Below are 20,241 nucleotides of genomic sequence, written 5' to 3' on the forward strand. Positions count from 1 at the left end.
GTCTTGAATATCGTGCTATGATATGATAAAATAAATTTAGTTTGAAATAATTTATTTTATGGAGAAAAATTTTATGGAAAATTATAAATCATATAAATGTCCTAAATGTCAAATTATAAAACATATTGATGTAAATGAAAATTTTGACTTCAAATGTAAATGTTGTGGTGGACAAATGCAATATATGGGGGTTGTTAGAAAAAATTCAACAGAGTCATATAAAAAGGAAGTTTATTATGCATATAAGCCTGTTTTAAATAATCCACAACAAGCATACACACCTAAATGCCCAATATGCGGAAGTGCTAATCTGTCTAAAATCTCCACTGTAACGAAAGCAACCAAAATTGGATTATTTGGAATCTTTGGAGCAGGAGATATAGGCAAGACTTGGAAATGTAAAAATTGTGGTAGTAGGTTTTGATTTGTTAATATTTCACAAACTAACATTCTCTGTAGCCATATGGAATATTATAGTATATAATTATTCTTATAATACGAAAGAGGGAGAATGTTGTGAACGAAAAAGAAATTAAACTCACCAATGGCACAATTTTAAAGCTTATTGAATATTCAGACGAACAAATGAAAAAGTTGTCTGAAATGATGAATTCGCCAGAATATCAGAATTTTGCAGCTAATCAGATACAAGAACAACTTTACAAAAATCTTAGTTTTGATAAGAAACCAGAACAACCTAAAAACCTCATGGTGGTACAACAAGAAAAACTCAATACTCTTGTTGAGCAATTGGAATTAAAACTCACATCTATTCAGTATGAAAATATGAAATTAAATGCACAAATAGAAACCTTGAATAAAACCATTGATTCTGATAATGAAAAACTCGATGAATTAAAAACTACAAACATTAATTTAAAAGCTGTTAATAAAACTCTTTTAGATAATAATAAACATTATTGGATATATTCAACAATTATAACAATTATAGGTGCTCTTGTAGGATTTCTATTAGGGAAGTATTTTACATAAAATTAAATCAATAGTTAATCCTATTATACTGCCTACTAAAGCAGGATTAAATCTGTAAATACCTTTCATTCCTGGCATAACAATCACGACCTTTCTGATATTTAATTTAGGAACATCGGTTATATTGGTTACGGCTTTGTTTGTTTATATATTCTATCGTAAGTTTCGATGTGCTTGTTGTGTTCAGTTTTCATGTGGGGATTATTCTCACAGAAAGTTAAAAAGACATGGCATTGTAATAACTGTGAATATGAGTGGTAAACACAAATTCCGACTATACCTGTATAACAATTAGTGGTAAAATATTCCATATACTAATGCAGAGGAGGGGTTGATAAAAATGATAGCACAGATTCTTAATCCAAAAGGATGCAACCCAAATGATATTCAAAGAACAATTCATACCGAAAATGATATTACTAGAATTGTCTCTAAATATCCAAATGGGTTTGTCCTTACTGTTGAACAAGATGTAGATGGAAACTTTACAATAATTCCAAGTGGAGAAGTTATTGATTTAGGAAATGGAGTTTTCCAGATTCCAGATTAAAAGTTATTCCTATATCATCTATAGTAATAGTATCACTATTGCCACTGTGAATTACGATATTATTTGATGATTCATCAGTGGTAATATTATTTTTTGAATTTTCGTTCATATTTTCACCTCGCTTTTAATTAGATAAATCGGTTACATTGCTACAATTTGGTCTGTTTCCACGGAAAGGACACATCTGGCAAACCGTTGGAACTGATACAGCATGTACAACAGTTGAATTTTCTTTTAATGGTTGTATCGAAACCTGAGATAGAAGCTACGAAACGTCAGATAGGTTTCGTAGGTCAGGTTGAGGAATAAGTTTTGTTAAATCAATATTCGTATTTATCACCTCAAATTAGAAGAGTAGAGGAATTGTCGAAAGGCAGGTCTTTTATTTTGTGTTAGATCGTGGTGGAAGAGTAGATGTGAATACATTTACTCTTTATTTTTACATAGCAAAGTAGCCATGCACGTATGCATGGCTACCTAATTGAACTGTACATTATATTGAACTCAGTTGCACGTATGCAATTTGTTCGTATTGAGTATTTCTTTTAAGGGTGAAAATAAATATAAAGGGCAGGAGATTAAGTCCTGCTCTTTATCATCATAAAAATTATAAAATATATTTCTTAGTATTAAACTCCAACTTTCCTCATATTAGTTACCTCCTTATCTGCTTATTAAAATAATATCATATGTAATAATTTTTGTCAATGCTATTCTGTGTCGCTCACAGTAAACACAAACCCACTGTGTTTATCGAGCCATAATGTAGATATAATATCTATTGACGTTTTATCATCTGCTTCTGTAACATTATAAAATTCTTCCGAATCAAAAATAAAATATTCTTTAATATGTAATCCATCATAACATTTTAATGTAAATGTAATACCATCCGTAGGAGTTAAAGTGTTCCAATGAAAATTAGTCCAATGATTATAACCTTTTTCTATTACAGTTTTCTTTATCGTTAAATATGGATATTTATATAACTCTTCTGGTATTTCGTATGAATATGTTTTTACATTTATTGGCGAAATATCTTCATCTGTAGGTGTTATATCTTTTTCACTTATTTCTTTTACTCCTTCTGGAGAAATAATATATGATTTTTCTACATTACAATCTTCTTTTTCAAAAGTTGTAATTAATGGAAAATATTTATCTTCTATCTTATATACTCTATATGTTAAAGTTACAAATGTTTGTACTATTCCATCTAGTTTTCTTATTTCTGCATTAACGACCAAATTTGTTTTAAAATTTGTATGAAAAATTTCCATAGTTTCATCAATTTTTCGTTGAAAATACATTTGAATATCCGAGCATTGTTCTAATTGATTTCCAGATGGAGTCAAAACCATTTCAAGAGCTTTTTTCTTTTCTTTGTCTTCTAAACCTTTTAAAAAATTTTTTGACACAATTATATCTTTTAAAATAGAAGAGACAAAATCCATAAAATCATTTGAATTTTTTGAAAAATCAAAAATTGACCCAATTAATAAAGCTATACCTATGGTATTTGACAAATTTACTATAATCATTTTTATTATACAATCATTAATGCTTAAATCTATAATAACAGAAATAAGAATAGTAATAAAGCCAATAACAAAAAATTTGTTAAAAAATCTACGAAAAAATTTCATAATGTCATGTCCTCCCGATCATCACTATTTAATGTTTCCATTATATACCAATAATCGACAGAATACTATTCAGAACATATATTCTATAATCCGATGAAACATACGATTTAAGCATAATAGAAGAGTAATCGCAGGACTACTCTTTTAATTGTGATCATATTATATTGATATTACAATGAGTGAAGCATATTTCTCCAATAAGTGAATCTCGCTTTAACACTTTCACTAGATGATGTGCCGTTTGATAAACTTGCCTTATATTCCTCATTAGAATCATATCCATCAAGAAACTCCTTAACCTTCGTTGCAAACTTATCATACCCCTTTTTGTCCTTTAGTACTCTATATGACGAATAGCACAAAAATGGAAGTGTGGTTTTAGGAATCTTAGCATCAACTGGAAGAATATTATCTAGCTTTACAACACTTTCTGTAATCAGGCTAATCTTGTTCTGGTTAATGTTATCGTTGTAATACTCAATAAATGCTATTTTTGCTTTCTTAGAAAATGAACTAAAATCATAATCCTTACTTGCCTCGCAGAGCATTAATGTTTCCAATACCACAGATTGATCCACTGAACTTTTTAACTGTGCAGGAGTTAATCTAGCTTCAAAAAATGGAAGGGCAGATATGCTTGCTATAACATCACCTAATTCATCAGAATACAACGGTGTGAATTGTTGTGTAGCATTTAATGCTTTACCACCATTTAACCGAGAGAACATTTCTCTGACATCCTTTTCAGTATACTCAGTAATTTCGTGAATTTGAATCTGAGCAGAATCTAATTCATCTTTAACTTCATCATCGAGTTTAGAATATTTCTTACCAGCAATTTCATAAAGATTACCATTAATTTCTACTGATTCTAAGTTTTTTGATAAGCGTAACTTATCATCAAAAAAGTCTCGAATTGTACTTAATCTCTGTACACCATCAATAACATATTGAATTCCACAATCGTTAATTGTATAGATTGGATTCACTAAATATTCACGCAACAATGAATCAATCAGTAATGATTTTCGTTGTGTTGACCATTGATCTTCTAGTCGCTGTAATTTATGCTTTAAAACGATAGCATCTTTTTTCAATCTGTTGTTAAGCGTTTTAGCAGATAAACTCTTACTTGATACTTTCATATTTACCTCCTTAAATTAGTGAAATTTTACATTTTCTGATTTTTACAATATATCAAAATTTGCAAAAAGTCAATAAGGAAAGCGTTATATTTTTTCTGTTTTTGTATACTAAATTATTCGTAAAACAGATGTTCTGACTGTTATTTTATAACAAATATGATAATATATAAATATATTATTTGACAAAGAGATGAATATAATGAATCAATTAACTGAAAGCCAAATAGAACAAACAATAGATGAAGCATTCTCAAAAATTATGTACAATCAAGAAGATATAGCTTCTCAATTTGCAAACAATTATGAAAGATATGAAGAAGCATTAAAAGAACTACTTCTTAATAGCTGAAAGTGTAACTTCACTTATTTTATTTTTTAAAGAAATATCTTCTTTTATATCTTGTAAACTTGTTAAACATTCACTCGAATGTCGTAAAAATAAATATTCGTATAATAAGTTTAATAATTCATCCGTAAATATTGGATTTATTGTACGAATATTTTTCTTTATTGTTTCTAAATTATCCATGTTATCAATCCTTTCAAAAATAAGAAAAGTTTATTCACATTTTCATTATATATAAGGTATGTCATCACGACATTCACTTTTATTATATTATTCTCTGTTTATTGTGTGTTTCTTTCAAACTTACGGTACACACGAACCCTACTGTTGTCCTATTAACAATGTGCTATTTAATAGGATGAGAGTAGTAACACTCTTTTACGCTTTTATATCTCAGTCACGAGAACAGTACGATAACTGTGCGTGGAGTCCCTTTTACAAGCTATTTTGTAATAACTCAAAATCGTTTAGACTCTCTGAACACCTCCATTATAATATTCTCTTATTATAATAGAATCCGTTGCTGATAGCCGATTTAGCTTTACATATAATGTAACGCATGATACTTAGGGCTTGCACCCATATCTAAATAACCTGCATTTCTGCATTTGACTTTTTTTGTTGTCACCAACATCCTTTTCGGAATACATTCACGCTCACTGTTTCCAGTCACGTTGTAGTGTGTTATTTTATATATACGGTATTTTTATTCTTTCTTTCCAGCACTGTGAGATAGCAACTCACAATTACGATTTAGTTTATACAACGCCTATAGATTGACTAACTCTATACTTCCCATCTCTTGAATACATTTCTTGAGATAGGTGGGCATATTCAAAACAATTTAATATGATTTGAAATATTATGCACTTACATAACATTTACCGACATTGTTTCTTGCAGATAAAACCGCTGTAACTCCTAATGCAGCAGTTTTGAGTAAACCAAGATTACTCGTTACAGTTCCAATTCCTTCAGACAATTTAGTTAAAGCATCAATAAGGAAACCTAGATCACTTCTCTTCATTATATTTTGAATTGTACCAGTCCAAGTTTCCTGAAGGGCGTTTAGCTTATATTCAAGCGATGATTTTATAGTGTCCATCTCTTTATCTGCACTACCAGCACTTTCATCCATTGCTTCGATAGCTGCACGAACTTGATCGAAGTTCTGGATGATGGCAGCACCTGCATTAGCCCTGTTTTTACCAAAAAGTTTCTGAAGAAGCTCTGTCTGATTCTTTTCGGAAATTTGATCCCATTCATCAGCTATTTCACCAAGATACTGAACCATTGATTTATAGTGTTCTTGAGAAGCATCTGTAAATAACGATATTCCTTGTGCATTCTTTGTAGTTTTAGTTAAATCTGCGACTTCACCAGTTACATTAACTAAATCGTCAGATAGCTGGTTTGTCTCCTCATCATAGCCCCTGATACGCATTGAAAGAGTACGTAATGCAGTTCCCATTGACTCAGAATCTTGCAAAATTTCCATACCACCTGTGAATAAGGCTGCCGTATCAGTGAAGGACTGCCCCATAGCAGACATAGCAGCAGCAGAACGCTTCAAACCTTCAACTACATCTTGATTGTTTTCGGCAAATTTGTTGCCGAGTACATTTACTTTATCCATAATTTCTGTTTCAACATCATTTGGATCAATGTCGAAGGCTTTCATTATAGATACAAGACCTTCCTGGGCTTCATCTGTTGACATACCAGGAGAAATAGAAGCAAACTGAGAACTAAGTTTTGCCATAGTCTCACTTTGTTCTTTTGTAGAATATCCCAAACGTGACCACGCACTTGCTTGATCAATGATTGCTTGTGTTGTTACACCCATCTGTTTCGCAATATCATTTGAATCATAATAAAAATTCTCTAATTCAGATGAACTCATAGTAGTTGTCTTTTTTAAGTCAACTAATGCTGTATCAAGCTCAACAAGGGTAGAACCTACTTTCTTTGCAGCATTAATCATTCCATAGAATCCAACATACATACTAAGAAAACTTTGCATTTGACCAATGAAACCATATGTAGACTTAGTTTTAAAAATATCCCAAAGAGATTTACCAGCTCTACCAGCAGCAATTTCAGCATTTTCAATTCTAATCATCTCTTCTGTGATTTTTCTTAAATTGATACTTGGATCGCCAGATTTTAATTGTACTAACAATGTATTAAGACCAGCCCTGGCTTCCGCAGAATATTTTGTATTCTCTGCCAAATCTTTATTAATTCTCTGAATAGCTTTTTCAATGCCGATTTCAGTTGTACCTTTTTCAGCAGCCGAAAGTTTCTTAAATTCTGTGGCTGCTTTTTCACAGTCTTGTGTTAATTTGTTGATTTCCGCTTGCTGATTTTTCGTAAGTTCAGTAATACCTTGCAATGAGACTTTATAATTTTTAAGTACTTCATTTGCACTCTCTAATTTTGCAAGTTTTGTATTGTATTCTGTGCTTGGATGAAAGTCAGATGGATATATTTGTGCCTGAGTAATGATTTTTTGGTATTTATCAATGGAATTTTGTAAAGAATTCAACTCTGAATTTAAAACATTTTTTAAAGAATCCTTTAATCTATTAACTGATTCAGCAGAGCCTAACGAAGCTTGATCAAATTTATTCATTACCTCAAGCCATTTGTTCCATGTGTCAATATCGCCACTATGAGGATTAACCATAGAAGATAAAACTTGTCTTGCATCATATGCCTCCTTTTTTAACTTCTCAATTTCCTCAATTTGTCCTGCGATTTCATATGACTTCTTGCCAGTACCTTTATCAGAGGCTCTAAGATTATTTAACTTTGTAACTGCATCTATATAATCTTGAATTGCTTTTACATTTTTATCCCATTCTGATTTAATAGATTTATCAGCATTAGATGCAATCTTATTATTACTTAGTTTGTTTTGTATTTCTGCCAATTTTTTAGCATTCTTCGTAGCGTCACCATATGCATTGCTTATATTCTCTATTTGTTTACCGCCCATATTGCTCATGTTTTTATTAACATTGAGAATATTCTGACTCAATTCAGAAAGTGACTTATCAATGTTCTGGATAGAAGAGAGTAGTGTCTTCGTACCAGAATCATCTACTTTACCAAAAGCTTTACTTAAACTCTGTACTTCGGATACAATACTTGATAACTCTTTTGATAAATTCTCAAACTGTTTAAAATCACCTGTTCCTTTACCAAGAGAGTCAAGCATCTTTTCGAGATTAGAAATTACACTAGATAATTTCTTTTCATCGACATTCAATTTGATTTTATATTCTTTGCCCTCAACAGTGTCTAATCTGTCTTGGACTTGTTTCATATCTGAAAGTAGTTTTGCTACATTAGATTTAATTTCTACATCATATTGATATGTACCTGGCATTTTCTACCTCACTTTCTCAAAATTTGATCTATTCTGTTATTTATAATTTTGTCTAAGCGACCACCAAATCCACTTTCGATATCTCGCTCTACATACATACATGGAGGTAATGATTGATGCATCATCCATTTTCCATGACCATGTTCTCCATCCATAAACATATAGTCGAAAGCTGTACTTGGCTGTAAACTTTGACCAAACCAACCGACATATGAATCCATTGCGCCTGAATCAACCGAAAAACGAAGAACATTTCCTTTACCTCTTGTTCTTGTAGAATCGAGAATTTTCATGAAATTATATGTTCTTTTATACGACTGTGGAGTGTAGTCGTTATACCAATCTATCAATGAATACCTAACAGATTCTTTTAGAAGTTCATTTGCTTGTGGTGCGACTTCTTCTGCAATATGATTTTCAATTCTGTCTAACTTCTTTTTAAAATCTGCATATATGTTTTTTTCCATTTCATCACCTCCAAATTTTCACTATAATTTCACTATTTTTACACTAAAATAGAAGAGCAGTATAACCACTCTCCATAAGAAAAGCCCTGTACGCTTTGACACGTATAGAGCCTGTTTGTAACTGTTTAAAATATCCTGCACTCGTGTTATAATATAAAAGGATATGATTCCGATTGTAGGTATACGCATTGCAATTGATTATAGTAATCATATTTAGTGTTCCCATTACTGGTTGTAATGGCACTATGCGCCCTGTACGAAGGAGGAGCAAATAATGAATATTTATGAGTTCATTATTGGTGTCCTGATTCTGTTATGCGGGATCTTGTGTTTATTGATCGTACTTGCCAAGTGCGACAACATTAAGCAACTTGATCTCCAAATTAACATCCATGACGGCATCAAGTTTAAAAGTCTCTTCTATAAGAAACAATAGAAGTGCAGGAATGAAAGGAAAATGAGAAAGTCCACGGCAAACCAGTCGTGGCTTTTTCGATTTATAACATGAAATTTGAATTTCCTGCTTTACAAATATCTTCTTGGGATAGACTGTTCGTTGTTATTTTCATCAGGAACGCACAAGCCTGTAATTTCTACAACCCCATCTTCTCCAATCTCCACTTTAGTAAAAACAACATCTTTAAATTTTTCTTTTTCTGATTTATCCAATCTTTTATAAATATCTTCTGGAACAATCGCAAATTTTACTTTATGCATTTATTCTATACCTCCTTAAATTCACCCTTCTTAGCAAACTCAACAATCTTATCCAAATCTTCCTTTGGAATTTCATCAAGTTTCTTACTTACAACATCAACAAGTGGTGTAAGAGTAGCTTCACCAAGAGCCTTAAATCTTTCCACTTGCTCTGTGATAAAGCTGTGGATCTCGTATTTATTCTGTAAAACATCCGATTTCTTAATTGATAACAAATGTTTAAACTCTGCAATTTCCTCATATGGAATAAGTGGAGCAGTAACATCATTGCCAATAAGAAGAATATCAAACAGTCCAGATTTCTTTAACTCATCATATTCCTCAAAGAATCCATCAGTCTCAACAGTAAGATTTGTGTAGTTCTCAATAAAAATTCTTGTCATTAACAAATATCTAGCAGAAGAGTTTACTTTTATGTTTCCTGTCTCTTTATCAATCATAGTTACTTTCAGTAAATTAGCAATAAGCGCATCCTTCTTAACAAATGGTACATAAGGTGTAATTTCAAGATTGCTCTTAATGAAATCATCCTTGAGTTTCTGATTAGCAATGTTGTTATACTTTTTACAAAATTCTTTAACTGTCATATTCTTTTTTCTCCTTTTAATCATTTATTTGTGAGAATTTATTGCATTCTCCATTATTTATTTCACTCTGAATTCGACCTTCAATTGCTTTTTTTAATAGACTACAATTTCGCTTGTATCTTTTACATCCGATGCAGTGAGATTTAAATTCATCTAACTGTGAAGCATTATTAAAAACTCCAATGTAGTCAACTGGATAGATAGTCAATTCAATTCTAGGATTCTCTGAATCATAATAAATTCTCTGTGGTCTAAATAAAGCCACATTGTCATCTTTCCAAATTAATTGTGTTTCGGTAATAGTGTCATCTAAACACTTTTCATAGTTCGCACAATCCTTGTCAATTCTGTCAAAATAAAAAACAGCATCTATATTGAAATGCTGTGTACTATTTACTTCCAAATCCCAATTTTGTAATTTAACTTGTTCTTCAATTATTTTCTTAAATTTCTTTTTATAATCTTTTGCTTCCTTCGTTTCATATACCATAGCCATAGGTTTACCATTTTTCATTATAGTTCTGACTGAAGTATAATGATTGACCGAAGGTGGGAGAGGAGAAGTAAGTTTTAAAATATTTCCCATTATTCCTCCAATAACAAAAGAGCAGCTTCCGAAGAAACCGCTCTTTCTTGTTGATAATATTGAATTTAGTTTAGTTTACATTTTGTAAGAACACGGTAGTAATATCCATTTTGCTCCTTGATGTTTTTTCAACTTTTGTGTTACAAACTCATGAACACTTTCTAAATCATTGCAATTAAAATCCTCCAAAATTCGATATTCAAGAGGATTGTTTTCATCAATGCATACCACTTTGAAAAAATTTCGTTCTTTTTTCATATTATCACTCCTTACATTATATTTTTATACAAAATAATTCATACAAATCTACATGTAAAGCTTTTGATAAAGCAATTGCATTACTTAATAAAATATCATGAGTATTATCGTTTTCAATTTTATCAAGATTAGCAACTGATATACCTGTTTTTCGTGACAACTCTCTTAATGACATATTTTGTTTCATTCGATAAAACCATACTTTATTTTCCATAATATATAGTATTTGTAGAATTTTTATGTATATGCATATTATAATGCAAGTAGTGTTTCATGTGTGAAACATTTATTATACGAAAATATTTATATAATAATTATTACTTTATTGCTCTTTTTAACTTATTATATGTGGCTTTCCCATAAATTCCGTCTGAAGCAATTTTTTGTTTTTTCTGAAATTTTACAACGGCTTTATAGGTAGCGTCACCATAGACACCATCAATAGTTAATCCTGTTTTAATAGCCTTGTTTAAACATTTTTGTAAAGCTTTAACAGCAGCACCACTAACCCCTTTTTTTAATATAGGTTTTGGAGCAGATAATTTTATAGACGCAGAACTTGTTGAAGCAGTAGAAGATGAAGTATTATTATCATAAGAAGGTTTACCATAACCAAGGATTTTTTCATATCCAATAGGATAACTCTTATATGTTACACCACCACCATTATCAACGACTGTCGAACCACCTGATGTGTTTCCTTCTATTGTATAAACTCGTCCACCCTCAACCTTATATACAAGAGCGATGTGATTTGCTCCATCATGACGAGAACCTATAAAGAAAATAATATATCCCTTTTTTGGAGTGATTTTACCACCTACATATTTATTTGCTTTAATAAATTGTTTTCTAAAAGTCTCACAACTTGCAGAAAAATTTCCACATAAAAGTTTTTTTGCTTTTGTTTTTCCAAATGCTTTATTAAAAATCCAGCTTATGAAAATCGCACACCAAAAAACTCCGTTCATGCCAAACCACTTACCATATTTTGTGTAATTGTTTGAACCTGCATTCTTCGTCTTGCTACTAAGCCAAGCATTTGTTTTCTTTTCTAGGTAGCCAACTTCTTTTTTTGCTACTTCAATTACTTTATTTGCTGTATTAGCCATTTTTATCACCTCATTTTAAAAAACTATTTTCTTGTAATGATTTAGTATATAATTCTTTAATATAGTTATAAGCCAAATCCACTTTCCCATTTTTTAAATCTTTTTCTTTAATAATTGTTTCATAAGTCTGATATAAATCTATAACATGATCGAATTCTTCTTGAGTATGTTTTCTTTCATTCATACATGAATTTGCAAAATCTAAAATAGTTGATCTCATATCATTAATTTCCATTTTGTCAACTCTATCAGAAACTTGATTTAATTGTTCTGAAATTTCACCCAACTGTGTTTTTATATTGCCGTTAATTCTATCACCAGCCCAATGTAACAATGAACTTAATGGATTTATTTTAATTGGAACAATTTCTATACAAGTTGTTATAAAAACAATTAAAAAAGCACAATAACTTGTATTGTGCTGAACTAAATCAATTATGGATTTTATTATCATTTCCATTCATATGACCATCCTTCCTTTATTTTTTAGGATTTTCATACAAGAGAGCAGTAGTAGAATCTCCAATGCCTCTAGTTGTAGGATCGGTGATTGCATTAAATAATGAAACAACTGCCATTACAACGACATATGGATTACTAACAGCCTGTACAAATGTTTCCCATACTTTTGTCCAAGTGGTTAAATCACTTGCCTGTAAGCCAAAGTATGTAAGGATAGGAATTACAACAGAAATAATAACCTGTGCAATAAATAAAATATTCTCTTTGTTAAAACGAACTTTCCAGTTAATTTTGTTCATAAATTTTCTCCTTTAAAGCATTTTTATATTCTATCCATTTTTGAAAAACTTCCTTGGTATCTTCTTTTGTGAAAATAAAAACAAGTATTTTTCTATCTGTTTTATCATCATAACTTGGATATATATCTATAGGATAAACATGATGATCATTATAAAATATGACTTGTTCAATTTTTACAATTCGAACAACCTCTTTTGAAGTATAATTTCTTGAATGTATATTTGTCTTTATATTCAATTTTCTTTTTAATTCCTCCCTATATCAAATAGCGTAAAAAATAGGGAATATAACATCGAATAGAGTTATATTCCCTAAATAATAATCACTATTCAACATTACTTTTTGTTTCTTTTTTAACATCAGCAATAATATCTTTTTTAACAGCCTTATCATCTGTCTTTGTATCTTCATGAATACTTTTCTTTATTGATTTCTTTGTCTGATTTTTTGTATTTATAATAGAAGTGATTGCTTTTTTATAGCTATCACCAAAACTATCTTTATCAGACAAATCAAATTTATTCAACTGTTCTTTTGCTTCATCTATTGAAATTCTTTTATCTTCATAATTTGAAGTAATATTGTATACAGATTTGCATCTTTCACTACAGAATGTAAACATCCATAACGGAAGATTTTCATATTTTCGACATTTATTACAATATTCATATTGTTTTCCACAGACTACGCATATTCTCATTTTTGCATCCATCCACTCAGTTCTCCTTAATTAATAAGAGGGCAGTATTTTCATACCACCCATATTATGAATCGTAAGTAAATTATACAGCTTCATCTTCATCAATAAAGTAAACTTCGAAAAGCACCTTATCAGCAGAACATGTATCAGCAAGAATAGCACCTTTGAAATCCATCGTCTGAGAATCACCACCTTGAAGTGCAAGAGTAAACTCTGGACTTGGAATAAATGATGGAATACGCACGATACAAGCTTTAAAGTTTTCTTTGTCACATGGATCAATTGCAAGAGCCTTAAAATAAAGTTCATGTGCTTTTGGGAACTTATCAGCAGAGTTTACAATCTTTGTACCTGATTTAACTTCCTTAGTATACTTAACAACATATTCAACCTCATTCTTATCTGTTGGTGGTGTAAGAATATCACTTGCTGGTTTAACAGACTCAGGTGGGGCACTCACTTCATCAGTATGTTTAATAATAAATTCTGTTTCAGAAGCTGTTCCTGTACCGAGTTTATATTCCTGTCCCATTGCTCCATTGTAAAGGGCGTTTACAGCAACAGTGCCTTCAACATAACCTGTAATATCAAGTGTTTCACCTGCCTTTACAGTTGTAATATAAGGCATTTTAATTGTGTGAGAAGCCGTTGCGATTTCTGCATCTGTAGCAGAAAGAGTTTCAATAACTGCCAAGTTTACGAATGTGTTTGTACCATTAACTTCCGCAGTTTTACCATTATATTTACGATATACAAGATTACCGTCTTTATCTTTAATATCAGAGCTATCAGCAGTTACCTCGATACTCATTTCTGAGAGCTGAGTTAAAGCATATAATGGTGTACCGTTTGCTCTTGCACCATAACCAAACTGAAGACGGTCAATGATTATATCACCTAATTTAAATCCCATGTTATTTTCCTCCTTAAAATAAATTTTTGTATTAAAAAAAGAGCAATAAAAGATTGCTCAAATTTGTTATGTGTATCTATATTTCTCTCATAAAATTAAACTGATCATCTGGAACTTTAGATAAATCAGCAAATCCACAATATCGACCATGCAATATAGCGTTCGTTGCTTCATAAATTTGAAGTCTTTTTACTGAATCCATAAATTCACAAATTCCAACATTGCGTAATTCCTGCAATTTATATTTAAAACCAGGATGATTAACACATGCAGAAATGAGTGATAACAAAATTGAATTGTTATTATTTTTAGGTTTCTGTAAAGCGTTTAATCTATCTTCGTCAACCATCCACTTTCTTGCTGTTTTACCTTTTGCTTTTTCAACCTTGGGATGTATATTTAACATTGTTCGAATATATTCTGCTATTTGCATATAATCATTTTCAGAAAGAGTAATATTTAAGTTATCATTTCTCAAACAAAACTCAGTTTCAGTATCTGAAGATTTTTTGATTTCATATAATTTAAAATCAAAAATATTTATATCTTTAAATAATAATTTTGCTGGTTCTGTATTGAAATTTGGAACAGAAGATAAGAACGAAAAAACTTCAATATCTTTTACTATACACCAATTTTTAATTCCCATATCCCATAAAGGTACTCGTATAGAAGTTGAATTATATAAGATAGGAGATAAAGATTGATAAAAATTGTTTTCTCCAATTCTTAAAATATCTCCAATAGTAGGTTCTGATATTTTTATACCAGCGACTTCATAATCCTCGCCAAAATACATTTTTAGTGAATCAAATTCATATTTTGATTTATTTACCTTTTTTTGTGCATCGGTTATAACAGCAGCTTGGAGTCCATCCAATATATCAGTATTTTGTTGTGCCATAATATCACCGCCTCAACTGATAGTTCATCATCTGTGACTGTCCACCATAAGGTGTCTGAACTTTACTGTTTAAATCTGTGAGTTGGAATGTGAGATAACGAGCTACGTAATTATTATCAACTGTTTGTTCATAATTTTCTGCAAGATGAGCTTGCATACCAAAGATATTAGACCATGCAAACCGTTCTCTAATAATAGAACCAATAAGATCGTGTCTTGGAATACCAGTAAGTTTATCCATACGATCATCACCATGAACAAAAATTGCAAAATTAATCAACGTTTCTTTTAATCCTGGCTGATACCTAACCGTATCTCTAAACCCTACTTGATAACATACATAACATTTAACCGTTGTCTGTGTATCTGGAATAAATAAAAATGGACGAATAAGAGAATCACTACCAAAATATCTATCCCATTCTCCGAGTGGTTCATATTGCTTGGTGTCTTCATTCCATTCCCAGTTGATATTTCCATGTTTGTCAAACAATTCCAATTCTAACTCTTTATCATTGAGCGCATATAATAGATATGGATTTGATAATAAAGCATTTTTGATTTTTTGTTTGTATAGAATTACATCATCATCAGGAGTAGTTCTATATGCACGAAGCTTATTTAACAAATCATTTTTTGTAACTATTTTTTCTTTCATATAATACCTCATTATAAAATTATCATATTAAAATCCTCCTTTATTCAGTTAATTCCAACGGCAAAATTTCAGATTTAATCGGCAAGTTATCCTTAACAATTTCACACTTAACAGACAGTATTTTGCCGATAGTAGAAGTATCATTAGGAAACTTTACTTTCTTTTGGTTGTACTCTGTACCAGCTCGCCATGTAACTTTATCAGTCCAATCTTCATCATCTATACTGCAAGTCCATGTAAAGGTTGCATCTGAATATTCAGTTGTAATATCTTCGTTGGAATCGTTGAATAGATTTACTGTAAGATTTTTATAAGAGCCACCAACTTTAATTGTTGAAGTGGATGCTGAAATTTTTGCTGTGATAGAAGATGGGGGAGTAGTTGGTGTGGATGGATCTGTTGGGGCAATTTCTGAATCGAAATATGAAGCCCACATACCAATAATATGACCATTTTCGTCCTTTTCGATATAATCTCGATTATCAGACCATACAGTTTGATAGATTGTAAGTTTCTGAATACCAATAGGCTGAATATTCTCAATTTTTGTACAAGCCCATATTAGAGGGTGCTCAGTAGGAGCACTTACAACAATTCTCATTGTAGTATCTTCACTATTGGTATACCAGAATTTCTCTGTAAGTTTATTTAGCGGTAGCCAGATTTTATTCTGATTATCTGTTCTTGTAAACACACGATCCGTGTACTGCCCAATCGTGTAAGACGATTGCATTCTTAAAACAGACCACATTCTACGCTTAATTCTATCTTTACCATTTGTCTCAATCCAACACAATTCATAGTCGCATGGAAGAACGAGATACTTTGGAAATTGATTTGCTCTTTCTTCTCGACAGATTAACCATTTGTGATAAACATTCCTGTCATCTGGTAAATCGAGGTAGCAACCCACAGGAAATGTATTTCCATAAGTTGATTTATAGTCAGTCTCAAAATAATACAACTCATCATTTTCTGTAAATCGAATAGGTTGAGATGGCTTGAATTGCACATAATAATCAACTTGGTCTTTATCCATAGATTGATATGACTTAACAATAAATTTAACATCTATGCGAGTTTTAGTTGTGTCCTCATATGTCATACCCTCGGCTAATCGTGGTTGGTCATCGTGGAAGAAGTCATAAATGTATGCTACTTTACTTTGGATGTCATTATCCCAAGTCTGTTCCATTGCATAATCAGACTGTTCCTTATAAATTTGACCAATCGTTTTAGCACCGTTGTTCTTGGCGTTTGCGACACACCTAGCTGTTTGTAGACTCGGCATCGCAACCCACCTCCTCAAACATCTGCTTAATATATCCGTGAGAATCTAAGATTGCCCTACGGAATTTTTTGTAACTGAAATGGTCGCTCTTAAAATTATCCATAGCACCTTGTAAGGTTGCCATAAGAGTTACCATAAGTCCATTGTTGTTAAATAAGGTTTTTGTGCCACCTAATTTAAACATAACATTCTCAAAGAAGACGAGAAATGCTTCGTCATCTTCAAATATTTTCTCTTCAATTGTCTTGTCTTTATAGAGCAGTAGTTTGTGAATATCAGCATGCATTGCACGAACTGCTTCATTGATTTGCTTGTCTGTGAAGTCACCATATATGTATTGCATATATATTAGAACTCCGTTGACGAATATGGTTTAAAAGCAAAACCATAATCACGAATAAGTTTCTGCTGTTCAATTTTCATTTCTTTCAGCAATGCCTTATTCAATGAATAATCGTCTTTCAATTTTTTCTCTTCTTTTCCACCGAAAAACCTCACAGTATTTCCCAATGATTTAACTTTTGGTTCAAGCCATTTGATAGCCATACCTTTGCTAAATAGTTCTATAACAAATTCTTCATCAGAATACTCATCAACAGAAGTTGTTAATTCAAATTCAAACTGCTGAATTTCATCATCAAGTTTTAATGTGGAAAATAATTTACGAATAAATGGACTAGAGATAGCAGAGTGTAATCGCTCTGTTAATATTTCATACAAATCAGACTCTTCTAAAGACAATTCTTTGACATCATCAATTAACCCAAAGTATCTGTCAAATACTTTTTCGTAGGAGATATTCATATAACACCTCCAATATATTACTCAGCAAGCAACTTCAAATCAGTACCGCATTCCTCATCAATAATCTTGATTTTATTCATACTGTCAAAAGTTCCTTCTGAAATCATTTCAGAAACCATTGTTGCGATTGTATTTTTGAAGCCAGATGGAAGTTTTCTAAACTCTTCACTAAAACACATAGTAGGAAGATTGATAAGATTTATTAAATCCTCTCTATCATATAAACCATCATATACTTTTTTAACTTCCTGCCAATGTACATTTTCAAGCAACTCTTCGTCCTCAATAATGATATAAGGTGCAAATAAAGACTTCTTACGAACAAGTAAAGCTGAGAGTAAGTCCTGATACTCAATATATCTGAAATCACCCATGTTACTAAACTCATATGTAATCTTTGTCTTATCACCAGTAAATAGAAGAGTACCTGCGTACATAGAGCGACATGGAATTAAATCATCTGGTTCATACTTCTTAGGTTTCTTAACCTCCGCAACTGTTTCCTTTACTGTATCTTTTTCAACCTTTGCATCTTCTGCCTTTGTTTTTGCAGCAGAAGTAGTTGTAGCTTTCTTCTGATAAGCCATTTATATTTTCTCCTTTCACTCAATTCAAAAAGGACTGCATATCATTTAGATATACAGTCCCAATATTTTTATGTATTACGCACCGATTGTCCAAGTACCAAATCTTGTGTTAGTCATAGTCTTGATACCAAAACGAGATTTGAACTCGTACTCTTTTGTATCATCGGCATTTTCACCAGACTCAGATACTTCCTTAGTCTCATCCATTCCCTCATAATACATCTTAACAAACTTGTCGATGTTAGATGGGAGAATAAGAAGCTTTGTATCATCTTCAATGTAATGCTCTACGTCATTCTCCTTAAATGCCTGTGGAAGCTCGATAATCTGAGTACCCTCAAATGTACCAATTCTACCAGTGTTATAAACATCGTTCTTTGCAGCCTCAGAAACCCACTGAATATCTCCAAGGTTCTTTAATCCTGCAAGAGCAACCTTTGTACCAACGATAGTAGCGATACCACCTGTAGCAAGCTGAACATCAGAAATAAGCTTTACAAACTTATCATGATTAGCTGCATTTAACTCACCACGGATATTCCACTTAGTAGGAACAGGAAGAGAAGTACCAGCACTCATAACAGCTTCATGAAGAAGAGTATTGATTAATCTTGTGAAAGCTTCTGCAATCTTATTGATTAACTCACTCCAATCTTCAACGCCCTGAAGGAATCTTGACATTTCCATGTAAACCTTTGCACCATAAGACTTAACATTTACACCAAATTCCTTACCAGCACCAAGTCTCTGTCTCTCAATACTGTGATGACCATCAGCAATCTCAGCAATAGTGATAATACAAGGATCTTTTGTATAGAACTTGTTTGTCTGTCCAAGAGCGAGAGTCTTAACCTCTACATACTTCTGGAATACAGGGGAACTTGTCCAACCAGATACAAGAGTATCTTCAACAGTCTCTTCAATAACCTCGAATACGGCTTCTCTTACAGACTGTTTCTTAAATGCCTTTCTTACCTCATTAGGAGTCGGAGTCTCAGAAAGACCTGCCATCTCGATAATTGTCTTACGAATCTTATCATTTGCTTCTTCGATAGAATACTGCTTTACAGTACCTTTTGCTGTGTCAACACACAGACGAGAGAAGTTCTTATATTTTGTCTCATCAAACTTTTCAACGATTACATCGCTCATTTCATTAAATCTTAATCTCTGCATAGTATATTAATCCTCCTTTCTACCGAATTACGCATATACCTGGGAATTCTTATCTACCCAAATACGATAATTTCCATTTGCAGCAACCTCGTAGATATGTCCTACAAAACCATACTCAGTCATACTTGGTTTCTCACCAGTTGTAAGCTTAAAATCTGTACCATCTACGAATACATATTTTCCAACAGCTAATTCTGCATCAGAATTGAAAGCTTCTGTAGAAAGTGTGAATCTATCAGTGTCCTGAATCTCGTAAGCTCTCATAACTTCACCCTTACCGTTGTAAAAGTTAGATTCCTCCTGCATCTTTGTTGTATATTCCTCATAAATCTTTGGAGCAGTTAAAATGAGAACAATTTTGTCTCCCTTTGCAGGAACTTTTGCCTCAAATACATCTGCTTTCTTTCTGTCACCAATTACAGCAACAGAACCATTGTCAATATCCTTAGACTCATTTACTAAGTTGTAGTGATGACCAACTTTTGTAGCCTTAAGTAAAGTTGACTCAGCAACACCGTGCTTAGTATATGAAATGAAATTACTAGCCATAGTTTTATTTCCTCCTTAAAATTTCTAATTTTTGTGCAATAAAAAACACCTATGGATTTTCCATAAGTGCTAATTTATAAAGTTATTTAGTTTTTG

Annotated in this window: 26 protein-coding genes; 4 read left to right on the top strand and 22 right to left on the bottom strand. The window is 31.8% G+C overall.

Annotated features, from left to right (window positions below):
- Positions 1–73 precede the first annotated feature (73 nt).
- From DWZ63_RS10180 to DWZ63_RS10190, 3 genes are all read left to right on the top strand, one after another.
- Positions 74–424, top strand: coding sequence for a hypothetical protein (locus DWZ63_RS10180; RefSeq protein WP_118499775.1), 351 nt, complete (start codon positions 74–76; stop codon positions 422–424).
- Positions 425–516: 92 nt separating this feature from the next.
- Positions 517–993 carry a hypothetical protein gene (locus DWZ63_RS10185; protein WP_118499776.1) on the top strand — a complete coding sequence of 159 codons (477 nt, stop codon included), beginning with the start codon at positions 517–519 and terminating at the stop codon, positions 991–993.
- 340 nt (positions 994–1,333) lie between these two features.
- Positions 1,334–1,543 carry a hypothetical protein gene (locus tag DWZ63_RS10190; protein WP_118499777.1) on the top strand — a complete coding sequence of 70 codons (210 nt, stop codon included), beginning with the start codon at positions 1,334–1,336 and terminating at the stop codon, positions 1,541–1,543.
- A gap of 710 nt (positions 1,544–2,253) precedes the next feature.
- Here the strand turns inward: DWZ63_RS10190 and DWZ63_RS10195 are convergent.
- Both DWZ63_RS10195 and DWZ63_RS10200 read right to left on the bottom strand, forming a co-directional pair.
- On the bottom strand, positions 2,254–3,189 hold the full coding sequence (locus DWZ63_RS10195) for a hypothetical protein (protein WP_118499778.1): 936 nt from the start codon (positions 3,187–3,189) through the stop codon (positions 2,254–2,256).
- A gap of 170 nt (positions 3,190–3,359) precedes the next feature.
- Complete coding sequence (locus tag DWZ63_RS10200; RefSeq protein WP_118499779.1) at positions 3,360–4,334, bottom strand: DUF262 domain-containing protein; 975 nt, start codon at positions 4,332–4,334, stop codon at positions 3,360–3,362.
- Positions 4,335–4,533: 199 nt separating this feature from the next.
- Here DWZ63_RS10200 and DWZ63_RS15725 point away from each other — a divergent pair, with 199 nt between their 5' ends.
- Positions 4,534–4,683 carry a hypothetical protein gene (locus tag DWZ63_RS15725; RefSeq protein WP_182431490.1) on the top strand — a complete coding sequence of 50 codons (150 nt, stop codon included), beginning with the start codon at positions 4,534–4,536 and terminating at the stop codon, positions 4,681–4,683.
- An 859-nt stretch (positions 4,684–5,542) separates the two neighbouring features.
- On the opposite strand, the gene DWZ63_RS10205 is transcribed toward DWZ63_RS15725, so the two are convergent.
- From DWZ63_RS10205 to DWZ63_RS10305, 20 genes are all read right to left on the bottom strand, one after another.
- Positions 5,543–8,074 carry a phage tail tape measure protein gene (locus tag DWZ63_RS10205; RefSeq protein WP_118499780.1) on the bottom strand — a complete coding sequence of 844 codons (2,532 nt, stop codon included), beginning with the start codon at positions 8,072–8,074 and terminating at the stop codon, positions 5,543–5,545.
- An 8-nt stretch (positions 8,075–8,082) separates the two neighbouring features.
- Positions 8,083–8,541 carry a hypothetical protein gene (locus tag DWZ63_RS10210; protein WP_118499781.1) on the bottom strand — a complete coding sequence of 153 codons (459 nt, stop codon included), beginning with the start codon at positions 8,539–8,541 and terminating at the stop codon, positions 8,083–8,085.
- A gap of 525 nt (positions 8,542–9,066) precedes the next feature.
- Positions 9,067–9,258: a hypothetical protein gene (locus DWZ63_RS10215; protein ID WP_118499782.1), complete on the bottom strand. Its 192-nt coding sequence runs from the start codon at positions 9,256–9,258 to the stop codon at positions 9,067–9,069.
- 5 nt (positions 9,259–9,263) lie between these two features.
- A complete protein-coding gene (locus DWZ63_RS10220) occupies positions 9,264–9,845 on the bottom strand; it encodes a hypothetical protein (protein ID WP_147353220.1) in 582 nt (193 codons plus the stop codon).
- A 16-nt stretch (positions 9,846–9,861) separates the two neighbouring features.
- Positions 9,862–10,431, bottom strand: coding sequence for a RusA family crossover junction endodeoxyribonuclease (locus tag DWZ63_RS10225; RefSeq protein ID WP_118499784.1), 570 nt, complete (start codon positions 10,429–10,431; stop codon positions 9,862–9,864).
- Positions 10,432–10,506: 75 nt separating this feature from the next.
- Entirely contained in the window at positions 10,507–10,689 is a 183-nt protein-coding gene (locus tag DWZ63_RS10230; RefSeq protein WP_118499785.1) for a hypothetical protein, read from the bottom strand.
- A 317-nt stretch (positions 10,690–11,006) separates the two neighbouring features.
- The gene (locus tag DWZ63_RS10240) at positions 11,007–11,801 is read right to left on the bottom strand and encodes a peptidoglycan-binding protein (protein WP_118499787.1); all 795 of its coding nucleotides are present in this window, start codon (positions 11,799–11,801) and stop codon (positions 11,007–11,009) included.
- A 10-nt stretch (positions 11,802–11,811) separates the two neighbouring features.
- Positions 11,812–12,261, bottom strand: a complete 450-nt coding sequence (locus tag DWZ63_RS10245; RefSeq protein ID WP_118499788.1) for a hypothetical protein — start codon at positions 12,259–12,261, stop codon at positions 11,812–11,814.
- Positions 12,262–12,280: 19 nt separating this feature from the next.
- Positions 12,281–12,562 (bottom strand): phage holin, encoded by a 282-nt coding sequence (locus DWZ63_RS10250; protein WP_118499789.1) that lies wholly within the window; start codon positions 12,560–12,562, stop codon positions 12,281–12,283.
- On the bottom strand, positions 12,549–12,800 hold the full coding sequence (locus tag DWZ63_RS10255) for a hypothetical protein (RefSeq protein ID WP_118499790.1): 252 nt from the start codon (positions 12,798–12,800) through the stop codon (positions 12,549–12,551). Before DWZ63_RS10255 ends, DWZ63_RS10250 begins: the two co-directional genes overlap by 14 nt.
- An 88-nt stretch (positions 12,801–12,888) precedes the next feature.
- The gene (locus tag DWZ63_RS10260) at positions 12,889–13,275 is read right to left on the bottom strand and encodes a hypothetical protein (RefSeq protein ID WP_118499791.1); all 387 of its coding nucleotides are present in this window, start codon (positions 13,273–13,275) and stop codon (positions 12,889–12,891) included.
- Between the two features lie 70 nt (positions 13,276–13,345).
- Positions 13,346–14,176 carry a hypothetical protein gene (locus DWZ63_RS10265; RefSeq protein WP_118499792.1) on the bottom strand — a complete coding sequence of 277 codons (831 nt, stop codon included), beginning with the start codon at positions 14,174–14,176 and terminating at the stop codon, positions 13,346–13,348.
- A 76-nt stretch (positions 14,177–14,252) separates the two neighbouring features.
- Positions 14,253–15,080 (bottom strand): hypothetical protein, encoded by an 828-nt coding sequence (locus DWZ63_RS10270; protein ID WP_118499793.1) that lies wholly within the window; start codon positions 15,078–15,080, stop codon positions 14,253–14,255.
- Positions 15,081–15,084: 4 nt separating this feature from the next.
- Complete coding sequence (locus tag DWZ63_RS10275; RefSeq protein ID WP_118499794.1) at positions 15,085–15,738, bottom strand: hypothetical protein; 654 nt, start codon at positions 15,736–15,738, stop codon at positions 15,085–15,087.
- 40 nt (positions 15,739–15,778) lie between these two features.
- Complete coding sequence (locus DWZ63_RS10280; RefSeq protein ID WP_118499795.1) at positions 15,779–17,029, bottom strand: hypothetical protein; 1,251 nt, start codon at positions 17,027–17,029, stop codon at positions 15,779–15,781.
- On the bottom strand, positions 17,007–17,372 hold the full coding sequence (locus DWZ63_RS10285) for a hypothetical protein (RefSeq protein WP_118499796.1): 366 nt from the start codon (positions 17,370–17,372) through the stop codon (positions 17,007–17,009). Before DWZ63_RS10285 ends, DWZ63_RS10280 begins: the two co-directional genes overlap by 23 nt.
- Before the next feature lie 5 nt (positions 17,373–17,377).
- Positions 17,378–17,833, bottom strand: a complete 456-nt coding sequence (locus DWZ63_RS10290; RefSeq protein ID WP_118499797.1) for a hypothetical protein — start codon at positions 17,831–17,833, stop codon at positions 17,378–17,380.
- A gap of 17 nt (positions 17,834–17,850) precedes the next feature.
- Positions 17,851–18,420, bottom strand: coding sequence for a hypothetical protein (locus DWZ63_RS10295; RefSeq protein WP_118499798.1), 570 nt, complete (start codon positions 18,418–18,420; stop codon positions 17,851–17,853).
- Positions 18,421–18,495: 75 nt separating this feature from the next.
- Entirely contained in the window at positions 18,496–19,596 is a 1,101-nt protein-coding gene (locus tag DWZ63_RS10300; protein ID WP_118499799.1) for a hypothetical protein, read from the bottom strand.
- A gap of 27 nt (positions 19,597–19,623) precedes the next feature.
- Positions 19,624–20,145, bottom strand: coding sequence for a hypothetical protein (locus DWZ63_RS10305; RefSeq protein WP_118499800.1), 522 nt, complete (start codon positions 20,143–20,145; stop codon positions 19,624–19,626).
- Positions 20,146–20,241: the final 96 nt, after the last annotated feature.

It is taken from the genome of Clostridium sp. AF34-13 (assembly GCF_003477845.1).
Classification (GTDB): domain Bacteria; phylum Bacillota; class Clostridia; order Lachnospirales; family Lachnospiraceae; genus Butyribacter; species Butyribacter intestini.

What these genes read in the sequence shown, in the direction of transcription:
- DWZ63_RS10250 (WP_118499789.1), bottom strand. Translation starts at nt 12,562, where the DNA reads ATGAACAAAATTAACTGGAAAGTTCGTTTTAACAAAGAGAATATTTTA.
- DWZ63_RS10280 (WP_118499795.1), bottom strand. Translation starts at nt 17,029, where the DNA reads ATGCCGAGTCTACAAACAGCTAGGTGTGTCGCAAACGCCAAGAACAAC.
- DWZ63_RS10305 (WP_118499800.1), bottom strand. Translation starts at nt 20,145, where the DNA reads ATGGCTAGTAATTTCATTTCATATACTAAGCACGGTGTTGCTGAGTCA.
- DWZ63_RS10245 (WP_118499788.1), bottom strand. Translation starts at nt 12,261, where the DNA reads ATGGAAATGATAATAAAATCCATAATTGATTTAGTTCAGCACAATACA.
- DWZ63_RS10265 (WP_118499792.1), bottom strand. Translation starts at nt 14,176, where the DNA reads ATGGGATTTAAATTAGGTGATATAATCATTGACCGTCTTCAGTTTGGT.
- DWZ63_RS15725 (WP_182431490.1), top strand. Translation starts at nt 4,534, where the DNA reads ATGAATCAATTAACTGAAAGCCAAATAGAACAAACAATAGATGAAGCA.
- DWZ63_RS10275 (WP_118499794.1), bottom strand. Translation starts at nt 15,738, where the DNA reads ATGAAAGAAAAAATAGTTACAAAAAATGATTTGTTAAATAAGCTTCGT.
- DWZ63_RS10215 (WP_118499782.1), bottom strand. Translation starts at nt 9,258, where the DNA reads ATGCATAAAGTAAAATTTGCGATTGTTCCAGAAGATATTTATAAAAGA.
- DWZ63_RS10260 (WP_118499791.1), bottom strand. Translation starts at nt 13,275, where the DNA reads ATGGATGCAAAAATGAGAATATGCGTAGTCTGTGGAAAACAATATGAA.
- DWZ63_RS10220 (WP_147353220.1), bottom strand. Translation starts at nt 9,845, where the DNA reads ATGACAGTTAAAGAATTTTGTAAAAAGTATAACAACATTGCTAATCAG.
- DWZ63_RS10180 (WP_118499775.1), top strand. Translation starts at nt 74, where the DNA reads ATGGAAAATTATAAATCATATAAATGTCCTAAATGTCAAATTATAAAA.
- DWZ63_RS10190 (WP_118499777.1), top strand. Translation starts at nt 1,334, where the DNA reads ATGATAGCACAGATTCTTAATCCAAAAGGATGCAACCCAAATGATATT.
- DWZ63_RS10290 (WP_118499797.1), bottom strand. Translation starts at nt 17,833, where the DNA reads ATGAATATCTCCTACGAAAAAGTATTTGACAGATACTTTGGGTTAATT.
- DWZ63_RS10300 (WP_118499799.1), bottom strand. Translation starts at nt 19,596, where the DNA reads ATGCAGAGATTAAGATTTAATGAAATGAGCGATGTAATCGTTGAAAAG.
- DWZ63_RS10285 (WP_118499796.1), bottom strand. Translation starts at nt 17,372, where the DNA reads ATGCAATACATATATGGTGACTTCACAGACAAGCAAATCAATGAAGCA.
- DWZ63_RS10240 (WP_118499787.1), bottom strand. Translation starts at nt 11,801, where the DNA reads ATGGCTAATACAGCAAATAAAGTAATTGAAGTAGCAAAAAAAGAAGTT.
- DWZ63_RS10225 (WP_118499784.1), bottom strand. Translation starts at nt 10,431, where the DNA reads ATGGGAAATATTTTAAAACTTACTTCTCCTCTCCCACCTTCGGTCAAT.
- DWZ63_RS10195 (WP_118499778.1), bottom strand. Translation starts at nt 3,189, where the DNA reads ATGAAATTTTTTCGTAGATTTTTTAACAAATTTTTTGTTATTGGCTTT.
- DWZ63_RS10230 (WP_118499785.1), bottom strand. Translation starts at nt 10,689, where the DNA reads ATGAAAAAAGAACGAAATTTTTTCAAAGTGGTATGCATTGATGAAAAC.
- DWZ63_RS10200 (WP_118499779.1), bottom strand. Translation starts at nt 4,334, where the DNA reads ATGAAAGTATCAAGTAAGAGTTTATCTGCTAAAACGCTTAACAACAGA.
- DWZ63_RS10210 (WP_118499781.1), bottom strand. Translation starts at nt 8,541, where the DNA reads ATGGAAAAAAACATATATGCAGATTTTAAAAAGAAGTTAGACAGAATT.
- DWZ63_RS10205 (WP_118499780.1), bottom strand. Translation starts at nt 8,074, where the DNA reads ATGCCAGGTACATATCAATATGATGTAGAAATTAAATCTAATGTAGCA.
- DWZ63_RS10270 (WP_118499793.1), bottom strand. Translation starts at nt 15,080, where the DNA reads ATGGCACAACAAAATACTGATATATTGGATGGACTCCAAGCTGCTGTT.
- DWZ63_RS10295 (WP_118499798.1), bottom strand. Translation starts at nt 18,420, where the DNA reads ATGGCTTATCAGAAGAAAGCTACAACTACTTCTGCTGCAAAAACAAAG.